Genomic DNA, 15,191 nt, shown 5'->3' with positions numbered 1-15,191 from the left:
TTATTGTACCAAATTTGCATATTTTTAGTATATAAAAAAGGGGTAAATCCCCTCTATTATCCTATTTGTTATATTCTCGCAAAAATTGAGACAAAGCAGACAAACCCTCGCGTAATGTCTTTTCATCCGTACAATAGCCTAAACGTGCATAGCCTGGCAAATCAAACCTATTTCCCGGTACTAAAAGAACGCCTTTGTTTTTAAGCAGGGCCACGCAAAATTCTTCTGTTTGGGCCGGATCGAGCGTTTCAAATTTCACAAAGCTTGTCGATACTGCTTTAGGAAATATCATTGATACAAGTGGCTCATTTTCCACCCACTCCCGAAGTATCTGCAAATTATTAGTGACGATTTCTTTATTCCGCGCCAGTACTTTATCACGGTGTTTTAAGACTAGAGTTCCTAAGGCATCATCAAAGACTCCACAACAAATCATTGTATAATCGCGGTATTTGCGAAACTCATCTGCTAGTTTTTCATCTTGAGTCGCCACCCAACCTAAACGTACACCAGGTACAGAATATGTTTTAGAAAGCGAGTTCGTCGAGATACCTTTTTCATATAAGTCAACAATTGGCGCATAATCTTCCGCATCATCAAGAGGCAAGTAAACCTCATCGACCAAGACATAAGCATCAACTGTTCGAGCCAGTTGAATGACCTCTTCTAAAAAGGCACGGTTTAAGGTTGTACCTGTCGGATTATTGGCATTGTTCAAACAAATCATCTTTGTGTTTGGACGAATCATCTGACGGAGTTCATCCAAGCGTGGATACCAGTTTTCAGATTCATAAATTTGCCAAAACTCAATTTCGGCTCCTAAAGATCGTGGAATATCATAGAGCTGCTGGTAGCTTGGGTACTCTGCAATCACATGATCTCCCGGCTCGATCAAGCCATACAAGACCAAATGATTGGCACCCGTTGCGCCATTTGTCGCCAAAATATTTTCTGCAGGAACTTTCGTATAAAGCTTGGCTACTTCTTGCTTAAATTCAGGAGAGCCTTCAATCCATCCGTAGTTAAATTTTTCCTGCATTAAGTGAGACATAAAGCTTTGGCCCTTGTCTTCTTCCAGATTTAATATTTCTTGCAACGTCATGGATGAAATCGTTGATTGAGCAATGTCATAAACTGCTTCTTTTTCCCATACATTGAGCCATTCTTCTACTCCAAAACCATCTATCTTCATATGTGCCCTCCTAAATATCAATTATAGTATAAGTATAGCATTGTGCATCCAGTATTTTAAAGCAATCTTCCATTGGAAAAAAGATTGTCTTTGTATTGTCATTAGGGTGTAACGTCATAATGTCATGCTCCTCAAGCATATCTCGGTCAAAATAAACATGCATATTATCCATTTTATTATCAACCAGACCATAAATAGAAACAATCCCAGACTGCAGTCCCAACATGCTTTCCAAACGTTCTTCTGATACAAAATGAAGTCGATTTACTCCAAGTACCTCCCCCAGTTTGTTCATCTCAACGCGCTTACTATCATCCATAATAACCATATAGAATTGGGTGGATTTTTTATTAGCCAAAACTAAAGTCTTCGACCTACAACCTTCATGTCCTTCAATATAATGGTCAGATTCTTCTGTAGAATGACTGGCCGGATGCTCGACAATTTTATAGGGAATTTCGAGCTGAGCCATTAACTTCTCTACTTCTTTAAAGTCTCTCATTCAGCCTCCTCATATAAGAAAAAGGCCGCGCAAAACACGGCCTCTTACATTTTAATCAGCAACAATTGTTGTTCCTGAACCATTTGCCAAGAAATCTTCAAGATTTTCAAGGGAAGTAATTGTTGCCGCACGACCAGTACGTTCTACAAAAGCCATAGCTGCTTCAACTTTTGGTTTCATAGAGCCTACAGCAAATTGACCGTCTTCCAAGTAGGCACCAATTTCAGACAAAGTAACTTTTTCCAATTTCTTTTGATCTGGTTTGTTGTAATTGACAAAAACATTGTCCACACCTGTCAAAATAACTAACTCGTCACCATCCACAAGTTCTGCAAGTTTAGCTGCTGAAAAGTCCTTGTCTATTACAGCTTCCACTCCTGTGTATGTACCGTCTTCATGCTCAACTACAGGGATGCCGCCGCCGCCTGATACAGTAGTTAAAACTGCAGCATCTAACAGTGGTTTGATGGCTTCTGCTTCTACAATACGTTCTGGTTTTGGACTGGCAACAACACGACGATACCCACGACCTGAATCTTCGACAAATTTCCAATCTGGATATTGTTCCAACATTTTGTTCATTTGTGCTTCGTCATAGAATGGGCCAATCGGTTTTGTTGGGTTTTCAAATGCAGGATCGTTACTGTCTACCACGACACGTGTGACAACAGAAGCTACAGGAATTCGTTCCAAGCCTTCTTTGATTAAAGCTTTAGTAAAGGCTTGAGTCATCCAGTATCCAATTTGTCCTTGAGTCATAGCCACTGCGGTATCTAAAGGCATCGCAGGATTTTTGGCACTGTCTGATCCTAGTTGTTGTAAAAGTAAATTACCAACTTGAGGGCCGTTACCATGCGTAACAACTATTTCTACATCGTTATCCTTAATGAGCGGGATCAATTGACTCGCTGTAACTTCAAGCGCTTCTTGTTGTGCTTGAGCTGTTGGATCATCTGTCAAAATAGCGTTACCGCCAAGAGCAACTACAATACGTCTAACCATAATTATTTTCTCCTATTTTACGTTATTAAAGCGCTTACTTTGCGCTTGAAAGAATAAAACTTTTGATTGCTCAAAAATTTTACTCTAAATTTTCTTTTTAAATACCAAGTAACTCTCTCAAACCAAACTGATTAGCAAGCAAGCCATAAAGAGCGAGCAAAGCGGCAAGAGTAAAGATAATGATAGCAAACCATTCGCCTGTTGAAATAGTTCTGTTGTTTTCACGTTTTGCACGGATATAGAGGACAAAACCAACTACATACAGAATGGAAGCCATCCAGACAAACTGCCAACCACTCAGGTAAAGGGCAATAATTTGGAATGCCATGGCAAAGAAGCCGATTAAAATATTTTTAGTTGATTTTTCGACTAAACCAACTTTTAATAGATATGCACCGACGAGAGCGTAGCAAACCATAATTACTGCAGTACAGAGATAAACAAAGACATTATAAGCATCTGAGGCAAAGTAAGTAATAATGATAAAGAGTTGTACAAAACCTTGAGTCAAAAGCAATGAATTAACAGGTGCACCAGCTTTATTTTCTTTTCCAAACCAAGCAGGCAAGAGCTTTTGTGAAGCCAATTGAGAAGTTGACTCAACTGGAAGCATCGTCCACGATAACCAAGCACCGAGAAGTGAAATAATCAACCCGATAGCCATCAAATTACCACCCCAAGGGCCAACCATCTCACGTAAGATACCAACCATACCTGGTTGTGGCATACTTGCAAGCTGTGCTTGGTCCAAATATCCATAAGGTAAGAGCGAGAGCAAGATATAAATCACCAGCAAAGTGAATAATCCAATAATTGAAGCTTTACCAGCATCTGATTTTTTCTTAGCACGGTCGCCCATCATTGCCGCACCTTCAATACCAACGAAGACCCAAATCATAACCATCAAGGAACTTTGAATCTGTCCGATTAATCCTGAGGCTGTCATCTGAGTAAATGCTGCTGATCCATCTGCATTAATGACGACATTTTGCCAAAAATGTTCTGTAAAGACTCCTGCTCTGAACATAACAATAGCAACAACGGCAAAAATTGCGATTGGAATTAATTTAGCAATGAGTACAATAGCATTAATTACTGCTGCCCCTTCAACACCACGAATAACAAGTGCGGTTAATGACCAAGAAACGACTGAGACAACGATGACTGATAAAAAGGTCAAAGAACCGTCTTCATTAGCAAAAACACCAGGAAAGAAATAGTTGACAGATGTCATCATCAAGACAGCGAAAGCCACGTTACCTGCCCAAGCAGACAACCAGTAACCCCAGCCTGATAAGAATCCGGCAAAATCACCAAATCCTGCGCGGGCATAATCTGAAACACCGGAGAGTTCTGGTTTATTAACAACAAGGTGATTTAAGCTCAAAACGAGCATAAGAATACCAAAACCAATAAAGAGCCATGAAATGACCACACCACCTGGTGTAGCTCCATTTGCCAAGTCGTTCGAGAGGTTAAATACCCCACCACCAATAGCTCCGGATACGATAATTGCTACGAGGGCCATGAGCCCTATTCCTTTTTTATTTTCTACTTCCATATTACTTCCTATTTTTTTCATAAAGTCATATGCTTTAAAAAAGTCTCCAATTATGAAAATATACGAGGTCTGACCTTTTCAAAACAAGAGTTATAGAGGGAACCAAAAATATTTTTTCCAGATTTGTGCAAACTTCCCACCGGTATTAGGAAGTGGAAAGTCTGTCAAATCCGGAAAAAATCAAATTCAAAATTTATTATTTGATACTTGGTACATCTGGAATGAAGAGGTTACCCAAAGTTGCTGCCATAATTGCTTTAATTGAGTGCATACGGTTTTCAGCTTCTTCAAATTGACGTGCATATTTAGAACGGAATACTTCGTCAGTAACTTCCATTTCAGTCAAGCCATACTCTTCTTTAATTTCTTTACCATATTCAGTTTCAGTATCGTGGAAGGCTGGCAAGCAATGCATGAAGATAAGTTCTTCATCTGGAGTACCAGTCAATTTCATCATATCCATTGTAATACGGTATGGAGTGAGAAGTTCCACACGTTCTTCCCAGTTTGATTCACCCATTGATACCCATACGTCTGAGTAGATAATGTTTGCACCTTTAACCCCTGCTTCAATATCTGCAGTTGTTTCTGGTTTTGCACCTGACTCAGCTGCAAATTTACGCGCAATTTCCATAACTTCTTCAGAAGGTTGAAGTGATTCAGGCGCTACGATAGTTACGCTCACTCCAAGCATCGCACCTGTTACGATAAGAGAGTTAGCCATGTTGTTACGACCATCACCGACATAAGCAAGTTTAAGACCTTTAAGGTAACCAAATTCTTCTTTGATTGTCATGTAGTCTGCAATCATTTGAGTTGGATGCCAATCGTCAGTCAAACCATTCCATACAGGAACTCCTGAGTATTTTGCCAAATCTTCAACTTCTTTTTGTGAGAAACCACGACGTTCAATCGCATCAAACATTGAGCCAAGAACACGTGCTGTATCTTCAGTAGATTCTTTGATACCAAGTTGAATATCATCTTTACCAAGATATTCCGGGTGAGCACCAAGGTCGATAGCTGCTGTTGTAAATGCAGCACGCGTACGTGTAGAAGTTTTAGCAAAAAGTAAGGCGATATTTTTTCCTTCAAGATAATGGTGAGGGATGTTATTTTTCTTCAATGCTTTTAAGTGAATAGCAAAGTCAACAAGATATTGAATTTCTGCAGGTGTAAAATCTTTTTCTGCTAAAAATGAACGGCCTTGGAAAACTGAGTTAATTTTTGGTGTTTGCATTTAATTTTCTCCTAAACATAATTTTTTTATTTTTTGAAATAAGGACATTTGCTTGTGCTATAAGCAATAGAGTGTCAACGAGGTTGACAGAGCTGTAAACCAAGCAAATAGAGGGTGGATCTTTGATTAAATATCTTCACGCCACAATGGTTGAGACATACAACGTGCTCCACCACGACCACGTGCCAACTCGCTTGAAAGAATCTCATGTACTTTGATACCATGTTCTTTAAGTAATTCGATTGTGACATAGTTACGGTCATAAGTAACAATTTCACCTGGAGCGATAGCCAATGTGTTTGAACCATCATTCCATTGCTCACGCGGTGCAACGATTGGATCTCCATTACCACATTCAATCAAATCAAGTTCTGAGAGTTCCAACACTTTCTTAAGAGCAACTTTAAGGTCTGTCAAATGTTCAATTTCCACATCTCCATCTTTACCTGGACGTAAGATGAATGCATTGATATTTCCAGAACCATCAAAGATTCCTGGGAAGACTGTAAACTGATCATGATTAATCATTGTAAATACAGTATCCAAGTGCATCATTGCGTGATTATGCGGAATTTCAACAGCAAGTACAGTGTCAAAGGTTGACAATGGGTTTGCAAACAATTCTTTTGCTAAAGCTTGAATTGTTTTAGATGAAGTACGTTCAGAAACACCAATAGCTACAGTGTGTTTGTTTAATACGAGTTCATCACCACCTTCGATACGTGTTGTATGGTTACGATCACGCCAAATTGGAGTGTCTTTAAAACGTGGGTGATTTGCCATTACATATTCTGTAATCAATGATTCAGGTTGACGTGCTGGGAAAGTCATTTTGTTAATAGTCATCCCTACACCCATAGATGCTTGTGGGTCACGAGTGAAGTAAGCATTTGGCAATGGATTAAGGTAGAAATGGTTTTCGGCATCAGAACCGGCCATGTCGCTAAGAACTGTACGTTTTAGGTCCAATTCATTTTTACGAACACCTGCATAAATCTTGTCAACCATTGCTTTTGTATCCATGCTTGTCAAGTACTCAGTCAAACCTTCAAGTGTACGTCCTGGACGGTAGCCTGCTTCATGCAAGAGTCGAGCCAAGAAATCTTTTTTAACACTTTCAGTTTGAAAAACATCTGCGGCAAGATCTTCTATATAGACAGTTTCTGCTCCGTTATCACGCAATGTTTGAGCAAAGAAATCGTGTTCCTTCTGAGCAATTTTCAAGTAAGGGATATCATCAAACAAGAGTTGATGCATTGTGTCTGGTGTGATGTTTTCGACTTCAGCACCTGGACGATGAAGGAGAACTGATTTAAGTTTTCCGATTTCTGAATTGACATTGATTGCTTTTTCCATGAGATAAGCATCCTTTCTTTTATATAAAACTATATATTAAAATTGTAAAAGCGCTTTCAACACCTTTTATTATAGTCTAATCTTTTTTTGAATGCAAATTGAACGTCATTATAATAATGCGCTTTCATTTCATAAAAAATAATAAATATACAAAAAGAAACCAGCAATACCAAGGTTGAGCCTTTGTGATGGTTTCTTTTATTTTTTTATTACTTTTCTTTGTTTTTTCTAATTTGTTTACTTCTAAGTTGTCCGCAAGCGGCATCAATGTCTGTACCATGCTCTTGGCGCACAACACAGTTGATACCATTTTTCTTGAGTACATCGTAAAATTTCGCAGTATCATTTCGTGTTGAACGTTCATATTTGATATGCTCAGCGACAGGATTGTAGGGAATCAGATTGACATACGAAAGTTTATTTCGGGGTTTTATTAAATCAGCTAATTCTTGTGCAATTTCCGGAGTATCATTTTCTCCAGAAAGCATAATATACTCATAGGTTACACGACGATTTGTTGTTTCAGTATAATAATCTATCGCATCAAAAAGTTTTTCAAGTGGTGCGCTACGTGTGATACGCATCAGACTTGTACGTAATTCATTGTTTGGTGCATGTAAAGAAATAGCCAAGTTCACTTGCAAGTTTTCATTTGCAAATTCTTTGATTTTTGCTGGCATGAAACCACAGGTTGACACGGTAATATGACGTGCCCCAATAGCAAGGCCATTATCGTCATTAATTGTGCGTAAAAAGTTCATCAAGTTTACATAGTTGTCAAATGGTTCACCGATACCCATAACTACAACGTGAGAAACACGCTCATCTTGGCCTTTTTCATCGAAGTATTTTTGGACCAACATAATCTGAGCGACTATCTCTCCTGCTGTCACATCACGCTCTTTTTTTAGAATACCAGAGGCACAAAAAGTACAGCCCATGTTACATCCTACCTGAGTAGTCACACATACAGATAAGCCATAAGATTGGCGCATCAATACAGTTTCAATCATCATTTTATCTGGTAACATAAAAAGATATTTAACTGTTCCATCTTCCGACTCTTGTACGACGACTTGCTCCAGAGGATTCATAATAAAATGCGCGTTCAACTTTGCAATAAAATCCTTGGAGAGATTTGTCATTTCTTCAAAAGTTTGGACACGTTTTCGGTAAAGCCAATCCCACACTTGGGTTGCCCGAAATTTTTTTTCACCATTTTCAATCGCCCAATCAATAAGTTGATCACGTGTTAAGCCGTAAATTGTTTGTTTTTCCATTATATCTCCGATATTTTTCCCCCAAAAAATTTTTGAGGGAACTTTTTTGTATATTATTCAATAACTTTTTAGACATATTTTTAACATTTGTCTATTTTATTTTTTTGCACGTTCGCGTATTACAAAATTAGATTTAGAGGTTGTATTTTTCTCATTTTTCTCATTTTGTTTTATTTTAGCAGGCTTCTTACCTGATTTCTCGCGAATTTCAAATGATTTTTTCTCATTTTTCTTTTGCTTTTCTTGAGAGCTTCGATTTTTATTGCGATTATTTCGACGTCGTGCTTTTTCAAATTTAGGTTGACGTGGCTTGTCTTCAAAAACACGTTCGGATGTGTAAGATTCATCTTGTGAGCGTACACGACGTAAAACAAAGTAGGCACAGCCATAATTGCAATATTCATTGATATAATCTTCTAATCGGTCAATCTTATTTTCAGATTGCATTTTTTTTCTACTTACTGAAAAAAAGCCTTTTAAACGGAGCTGTTCAAAGCCCCAATCTCCCACGATGTAATCATACTTATCGAAAATATCGCTAAATCGCTGCTCCAGCTTTTCAGCATCAAACCCTTCACGATAATTGTAAACCAGATGAAAGGTCTTACCACCTACTTTTACAATGTCATCTGTAGCAGTTACCCGCTCACCAGGGAAACGATTATAATTTAATTTTGATTCGTCAACTTCTTTTGGCACTTTCCTCTCCCTTTCTCTTTTTGTTCATTTTCTCATTTTTTAATTCATTTGCTACTATTTCTCGTAGAAAATACGGAAAAAGTATTTCGGCTTTCTCTTGTTTTTTCAATAAAGGAAAATACCAAGCAAAGAGATACTGATCAGGAACGACTATGCTATAAGACTCAGCATCGACCACATCCGTATTTCTATAATAAAATTTCCCTCTGTTGAAATTTATTCCCTGAAAAATAAGCCGACCAAATTGCTTCCCTCGAAAACCCATACCTCGAATATTTTGCCCAGACAGCATTGCAGATACATCAAGCATTTCACGTAAAACTTCTTTCAGTACCTTACCAGTCATCGTAAGCCGCACTAAACGCATGGAATGGGGCAAAAATTGGTGTAAATCATCTAAAGTAAGTTGATTTGGCAATGCTTCTGTAACCAAGAGCCCAGTATTGAAAGCACAGGCTCCCACCTTGCCATATCGAACAAGTAACTCTGCAATAAAATGACTTGCATTATAATCAGGATAAACATTGGTCAGGCTATAGGGAAGTTCTCCGACAGTCTTGCCTTGCAACATTTTACGTCCTTTCAACTCCCACGAGTTGATGTGTAAAGCATCACTTTTTACTTTTTTGAGCGTGTTGGTAGCAATTGTGGAAATTTCCGAAGCAATTACTTTGTTATTTTGATCAAAAGTAAGATTGATTTCGCCGATATGCTCCCCGTATCTTCCTGCAGCCGCAAGTAAGGTGTCATGTAATTCCACTCCGTGTTCAAAAAGATGATGCGTATGGCTTCCAATAATTAAATCAATATCGTAATTTTTAGCGATTTTCTCATCAACGGTTTTACCCAAATGACTCAAAAGAATCGTAAAATCACAGTCCAGTGGCAAGAGCTGATCCAAGCAAACTAAAGGATCAACAATATCCCAACCTGCTTGTAAATAGGCTAGATAAGGAGCTGTTAAGCCAATGATTCCAATACGCATCCCCCAACTGCTCTCTATAAATTTAGGACCTTGAGCAAAAGGCATATTACTGATATTTGAAAGCAATATATCAAATTCGGCTTGATTGTATAAATGGCTTAGCATATCATGAGTTAATCCTAAACCTTCATTGTTACCGAGGGTCGCTCCTGTCAAGTCCAGCTTATTCATCAGAGCAACATTAATCTGTCCTTCTGTTGCCTCAGTTAAAGGATGTACCCGGTCAACATTATCCCCTAAGTCAAATCGCAAGACATCTGGAAGTCCAACTGATTTTTCCGCAAAAAAACGCTCAATCACTGGAAATCTTTCCAAATGCGAGTGCAAATCGTTCAAGTGAATAATGCGCAATGAATTCATTTTACCATTATAGCACAAAAAAGACCGCTAAAGCGGTAGTTTTTGTACTTTTATACTTACGCCTGCAAATCAAAAGCAAGGCTTCATTCCTATTTTCCTGTTGATCCGAAGCCGCCAGTTCGTGTAGATTTAGTCACTTCAGCATCCCCATCAGCAACCAAGAAAGGCATAAAGACCGCTTGGACAATCCTCTCACCTTTTTCCAAGACCACTTCTGATTCCGTAATATTTTGCATTTGAGCAAATATCTCGCCCTCATTCCCTGGGTTATTGTAATAGTCACCGTCAATGACACCTACCGAGTTAATCATCACTAAACCTTTTTTACGCGGATTTGACGAGCGATCAAACAGATACAGAACTTCTCCTGCTTGCATATATGCCTTAAGGCCTGTTGAGATCAGTTTAATTTCACCAGGTTTAATGGTAATGTTTTCAGCCACTGATAAGTCATAGCCTGCCGCATGCTTGGTCGCACGTATTGGTAATTCTAGGTTTTCATTTTGGTATTTACTTACTATTTCAAATCCACGTGTTTTCATAATTACTCCTTATTGGTTATTTTTAATCTATTTATTTTATAAAGGGCAAAATCAGAAAAACGATAAATAAGACAACAACCGTTACTCCTGATAAAATCCGATTTTGCATTGGTACAGAATTCTTGAAATATTTAGGTGGAAAAACAGGAGCTAAAAGAAGTCCGCCCACTGCTCCTCCAACATGTGACCAAATATTGACCGAGCTAAGATTAAACATATTGAAGAAAAGATTAATCGCAATCAAGATGGTAAATGTCTTACCAATCTGTTTTAGCATCGGATGGCCTGTAAAGAAGCCAATTCCTGCAATAGCTGCAAAAAGACCAAAAATCGAAGTTGATGCTCCTGCAGATAAGGAATTGGGTGAAAAGATAAAGGTTGCTGCATTACCAAAAATTCCTGAAAGAATGTAGATTAAACTGAAATTAAGGCTACCAAATACAGCTTCAACCTGACGTCCAATAAAAAAGAGCGTCAGAGTATTCATAAGGAAGTGAGTCCATCCAATATGAATAAAAATTGGTGTCACAAGGCGCCACAATTGAGTTGGATCAGCTAAAATGGCTGGTGGAAATAATGCACCAGTATTAAAAAGGTTAATTGCCGAGGTTGCAGCTAAACCATAACGTAAAAATTGATAAAGCCAAACCATCGTTGTTAAAAGTGATAAAATATAAGTCGCTTTATGCTTCATAAAGTCTTTTTTTATCATATCAATGTTCATAAGTAAATATTTCTCCTATGCTTATATCATGAGGTTCTGGATGAAAATTTCTGTGCTGAAAATCATAACATAGACTAACTGTCTGTCCAGAAAAGCTTGCCAGATAACGGTCATAATATCCCGCGCCAAAACCAATCCGATAACCTTCTTTATTCCAAGCCAAGCCGGGGACCAAAATCAAATCAGGCACAACTTCGTTTTTCGACTTAGGTTCTAGTATACCAAATTTTGTACGTTCTAAGTCATTTTTGTCGTATTTTACAAAAATCATGTGGCGATCAGCCAAGGTTTTTGGTATAACTATTTGTTTATCTGCCTGCTCAAAAAGGGGTTGCAAATCAAATTCAAATTCTTGCGGCATATAGAGCGCCACGGTTTTAGCTTTTTTCCATTGTTCTGAGGCAAGCAGCTCTGCAATAATTTTCTGACTTTGACGGCTTTTGTCAGCAAAATCAAAACTTTTCAGTAAATTTATCATTTCTTTTCGAATTAGCGCTTTCTTTTCCATACTTTATATGGTATCATAAAGCTGTAAGTTTTTTTCAAGTTAACGTTTATGCTTTTTGTTACACGCTTTCCGAAGATAAGATTTACCAAACTAAAGAAAGGATGTATTCAAATGGCACAAGGAACTGTAAAATGGTTTAACGCTACTAAAGGTTTTGGCTTCATTACAACTGAAGAAGGCAACGATGTATTCGTACACTTCTCAGCTATTCAAACTGATGGCTTCAAAACTCTTGATGAAGGCCAAAAAGTTAGCTTTGATCTTGAAGAAGGCCCACGTGGACCTCAAGCAATCAACGTTACTAAATAATTGGTAATTAAAGCACCTTTACGGTGCTTTTTCTTTTTGTTTAAACACCACAATAAAAGCAGTTATGCTATTGTTTTATAGATATAAAAAGTTTACAATGTATAAAGCAAAGAATTTAGGAATATTATGAAAGATTTAACAAAAGGAAACATTCTCAAAGGTTTAATTACCTTCACACTTCCCCTGCTCTTGGGAAACTTTTTTCAAGTGCTCTATAATACTGCAGACACACTGATTGTTGGTCAAACGCTAGGAAAAAATGCACTTGCATCAGTGGGGGCTACGGGATCCATCAACTTTTTAATCGTTGGTTTTGCTCAGGGAATGACCGCAGGGCTCACGATTATTACTGCGCAACGCTTTGGTGCCAAAGATGCACATGCTGTCAAAAAGTCCTTTGTGACAGGGCTGTATTTTACGATAGCTATCTCCCTCTTGCTCAGTGTCTTGTCTGTCCTATTTGTGGGTCAATTACTACAACTTATGCAGACTCCAGCTGAGATTTACGAAGGTGCACACACTTTTTTAAGTATTATGTTAGGTGGACTTACAGCGACCACACTATATGCTTATTATTCGAACGCGCTCCGCGCCTTAGGTGATTCCAAGACACCGCTCTATGCACTTATCGTCGCCAGTATTTTAAATATCGGCTTTGAGTATTTCGCAATCCTCGTTCTCCATTTAGGCTTAGCGGGAGCAAGTGCAGCCACCATTTTGGCCCAATGTATCTCTGTGCTTTATCTGGTTTTACATATTAAACGCAAAGTGCCTGAGTTACACCTTAATCGAAAACTCCTTGTTTACGATACCCAAGAAATACGTACACATGCACGACTGAGTATTCCCATGGGATTTCAATCTAGTATTATCGCTATTGGTTCTATTACGCTTCAAGTAGCACTTAACACTATGGGAACAAACGCTGTCGCCACTCAAGCTATTGTATCTAAGATTGACCAAATCGCGATGTTGCCAATGATGTCGATCGGACTTGCTATGGCTACCTTTGGAGCCCAAAACTATGGTGCAAAACAATACCGCCGAATAAATCAAGGGCTTTTCCAATCTCTCCTCATAGCTGTTTCCTGGGCGATTGGCTTTGCCATTCTTTTGGTAAGCTTGAACTATTACTTCACGACGGCTTTTATCTCACCAAGCCAAACAGCTGTTATTGATATGGCTAGACATTACTATATTGTGAATGGTGGTTTCTACTGGCTACTTGCTATCCTCTTCGTTACCCGCTCAACATTACAGGGTTTAGGCAATGCGCGCATTCCAACAATTTGTGGTGTGGCAGAACTGGTCATGCGTGCTGCAGTGGCCATCATCGGAGTTAACCTCTTAAATTACACCGTGATTATTTCATCCAATCCAGCTGCTTGGTTGGCGTCAACCGCTATTCTGATCCCCACAACCATCCGAATGGTGCGCCGTTTTAACCGCGAAAATGTACAAGAAAAAATCGTTCTAAATTGAACGATTTTTTTATATTAGTCTTTATCCAATTCTTGATAGAGCAATTTTTGCGCTACTGTTGGATTGGCTTGTCCTTTTGTAGCTTTCATGAGCTGACCAACTAATGCCTTAGCTGCATTTTCCTTACCGCCACGATAGTCAGCAACAGATTGTTCATTTTTAGCAAATACTTCATGAATGATAGGCAAGAGTACAGCTGGGTCAGAGATTTGAACCAAGCCGGCCTTTTTAACGAAAGCTTCTGCTGAACCACCGTTTTTAGCTAATTCGAGGAAGACTTTCTTCGCAATTTTCGATGAAATAGTCCCATCTGCAATCAAACGCAACATTTCTGTGAGATTTTCTGGAGTTAAGTGAATATCTTTAAGTTCCAGATGTGCTGTGTTCAAGTACTGAGCAACTTCACCTTGAAGCCAGTTGGATACCAATTTGGCATCACCACCTGATTTAACAGCTGCTTCAAAGAAATCAGAGACATCTTTTGAGCTTGTCAACTGGCGCGCATCGTATTCACTGAGGCCCATTTCCTCTACATAACGTACACGGCGTGCTGCTGCAAACTCAGGAAGTTCCGCACGAACTTCGTTAATCCAAGCTTCGGAAATTTCAATACGTGGCAAATCTGGTTCTGGGAAATAACGATAATCAGACGCACCTTCTTTAACACGCATCAAGATTGTTTCACCTGTTTTATCATCAAAACGACGTGTTTCTTGACGAATTTCACCACCAGCACGAAGAATTTTCGCTTGGCGATCAATTTCAAAGGCTAGGGCTTTCTTCACATTACTGAAAGAGTTCATGTTTTTCACTTCTGTTTTAACACCAAACTCTTCTTGGCCATAAGGACGCAATGAAATATTGGCATCACAGCGCATGGAACCTTCTTCCATCTTCACATCAGAAATACCTGTATAGAGAATCAATTCACGTAAGGCGGTCAAATACGCATAAGCTTCATCAGCGCTTCGCATATCTGGCTCAGAAACAATCTCAATCAATGGTACCCCTTGACGGTTCAAGTCAACATAAGAATAGCCATCTGTTCCGTGCGTATTTTTACCAGCATCTTCTTCAATATGTGCACGCTCAATACGAACAGTGGATTTTGTACCATCTTCAAGTTCAATTTCAATAGAACCATTGTAACCAATAGGTTCATCTGCCTGCGAAATTTGGTAAGCTTTAGGATTATCAGGGTAAAAATAATTTTTACGATCAAAATGCATACTCTTTTGAATCGACATATTCATGGCAAGAGAAGCTTTCATCCCAGCAACGACAACACCTTTGTTCAATGTTGGCAAAACACCTGGCATTCCCCAGTCAATAACATTCGTATTGACATTTGGTTCAGAGCCAAATTCAGCTGGAGTTGGGCTGTAAATTTTTGAGTTTGTATTTAACTCAACATGGACTTCAAGTCCAATGACTGTTTCAAAGTTCATC

15 protein-coding genes are annotated in these 15,191 nt (G+C 38.7%); 2 read left to right on the top strand and 13 right to left on the bottom strand.

Annotated elements, in window-relative coordinates; genetic code table 11:
* Window positions 1-61: 61 nt before the first annotated feature.
* The 12 genes from J0J36_RS00455 to J0J36_RS00400 form a co-directional block, all read right to left on the bottom strand.
* Window positions 62-1,192, bottom strand: a complete 1,131-nt coding sequence (locus tag J0J36_RS00455) for an aminotransferase (RefSeq protein WP_019292687.1) — start codon at window positions 1,190-1,192, stop codon at window positions 62-64.
* 10 nt (window positions 1,193-1,202) lie between these two features.
* Entirely contained in the window at window positions 1,203-1,694 is a 492-nt protein-coding gene (locus J0J36_RS00450; protein ID WP_019292688.1) for a prolyl-tRNA synthetase associated domain-containing protein, read from the bottom strand.
* Between the two features lie 51 nt (window positions 1,695-1,745).
* Window positions 1,746-2,696 carry a carbamate kinase gene (gene arcC, locus J0J36_RS00445; RefSeq protein WP_153924327.1) on the bottom strand — a complete coding sequence of 317 codons (951 nt, stop codon included), beginning with the start codon at window positions 2,694-2,696 and terminating at the stop codon, window positions 1,746-1,748.
* 97 nt (window positions 2,697-2,793) lie between these two features.
* Window positions 2,794-4,257, bottom strand: coding sequence for a basic amino acid/polyamine antiporter (locus J0J36_RS00440; protein WP_019292690.1), 1,464 nt, complete (start codon window positions 4,255-4,257; stop codon window positions 2,794-2,796).
* Between the two features lie 196 nt (window positions 4,258-4,453).
* Window positions 4,454-5,497, bottom strand: a complete 1,044-nt coding sequence (gene argF, locus J0J36_RS00435) for an ornithine carbamoyltransferase (protein WP_003133656.1) — start codon at window positions 5,495-5,497, stop codon at window positions 4,454-4,456.
* Between the two features lie 126 nt (window positions 5,498-5,623).
* Complete coding sequence (gene arcA / locus J0J36_RS00430) at window positions 5,624-6,853, bottom strand: arginine deiminase (RefSeq protein WP_003133654.1); 1,230 nt, start codon at window positions 6,851-6,853, stop codon at window positions 5,624-5,626.
* Between the two features lie 209 nt (window positions 6,854-7,062).
* Window positions 7,063-8,133: a 23S rRNA (adenine(2503)-C(2))-methyltransferase RlmN gene (gene rlmN, locus J0J36_RS00425; RefSeq protein WP_019292691.1), complete on the bottom strand. Its 1,071-nt coding sequence runs from the start codon at window positions 8,131-8,133 to the stop codon at window positions 7,063-7,065.
* 96 nt (window positions 8,134-8,229) lie between these two features.
* Window positions 8,230-8,832 carry a YutD family protein gene (locus J0J36_RS00420; RefSeq protein ID WP_019292692.1) on the bottom strand — a complete coding sequence of 201 codons (603 nt, stop codon included), beginning with the start codon at window positions 8,830-8,832 and terminating at the stop codon, window positions 8,230-8,232.
* Window positions 8,816-10,177, bottom strand: a complete 1,362-nt coding sequence (locus J0J36_RS00415; protein WP_206886731.1) for a bifunctional UDP-sugar hydrolase/5'-nucleotidase — start codon at window positions 10,175-10,177, stop codon at window positions 8,816-8,818. The genes J0J36_RS00420 and J0J36_RS00415 overlap by 17 nt, the downstream gene beginning before the upstream one ends.
* An 89-nt stretch (window positions 10,178-10,266) precedes the next feature.
* Window positions 10,267-10,719: a dUTP diphosphatase gene (locus tag J0J36_RS00410; RefSeq protein ID WP_019291912.1), complete on the bottom strand. Its 453-nt coding sequence runs from the start codon at window positions 10,717-10,719 to the stop codon at window positions 10,267-10,269.
* A gap of 31 nt (window positions 10,720-10,750) precedes the next feature.
* Window positions 10,751-11,443 (bottom strand): rhomboid family intramembrane serine protease, encoded by a 693-nt coding sequence (locus tag J0J36_RS00405; RefSeq protein WP_014024129.1) that lies wholly within the window; start codon window positions 11,441-11,443, stop codon window positions 10,751-10,753.
* Window positions 11,433-11,951: a 5-formyltetrahydrofolate cyclo-ligase gene (locus tag J0J36_RS00400; RefSeq protein ID WP_019291913.1), complete on the bottom strand. Its 519-nt coding sequence runs from the start codon at window positions 11,949-11,951 to the stop codon at window positions 11,433-11,435. The genes J0J36_RS00405 and J0J36_RS00400 overlap by 11 nt, the downstream gene beginning before the upstream one ends.
* Before the next feature lie 111 nt (window positions 11,952-12,062).
* Between J0J36_RS00400 and J0J36_RS00395 the strand changes: the two genes are divergently transcribed.
* Both J0J36_RS00395 and J0J36_RS00390 read left to right on the top strand, forming a co-directional pair.
* Window positions 12,063-12,260 (top strand): cold-shock protein, encoded by a 198-nt coding sequence (locus J0J36_RS00395; protein WP_003133641.1) that lies wholly within the window; start codon window positions 12,063-12,065, stop codon window positions 12,258-12,260.
* A 126-nt stretch (window positions 12,261-12,386) separates the two neighbouring features.
* A complete protein-coding gene (locus tag J0J36_RS00390) occupies window positions 12,387-13,742 on the top strand; it encodes an MATE family efflux transporter (protein WP_153924320.1) in 1,356 nt (451 codons plus the stop codon).
* Between the two features lie 14 nt (window positions 13,743-13,756).
* On the opposite strand, the gene gatB is transcribed toward J0J36_RS00390, so the two are convergent.
* Window positions 13,757-15,190, bottom strand: a complete 1,434-nt coding sequence (gene gatB, locus J0J36_RS00385; protein WP_019291915.1) for an Asp-tRNA(Asn)/Glu-tRNA(Gln) amidotransferase subunit GatB — start codon at window positions 15,188-15,190, stop codon at window positions 13,757-13,759.
* Window position 15,191 lies beyond the last annotated feature (1 nt).

Source organism: Lactococcus sp. LG1074 (genome assembly GCF_017309525.1).
In the GTDB taxonomy this organism is placed as follows: Bacteria; Bacillota; Bacilli; order Lactobacillales; family Streptococcaceae; genus Lactococcus; species Lactococcus petauri.
This window is presented reverse-complemented; position numbering and strand designations above follow the sequence as displayed.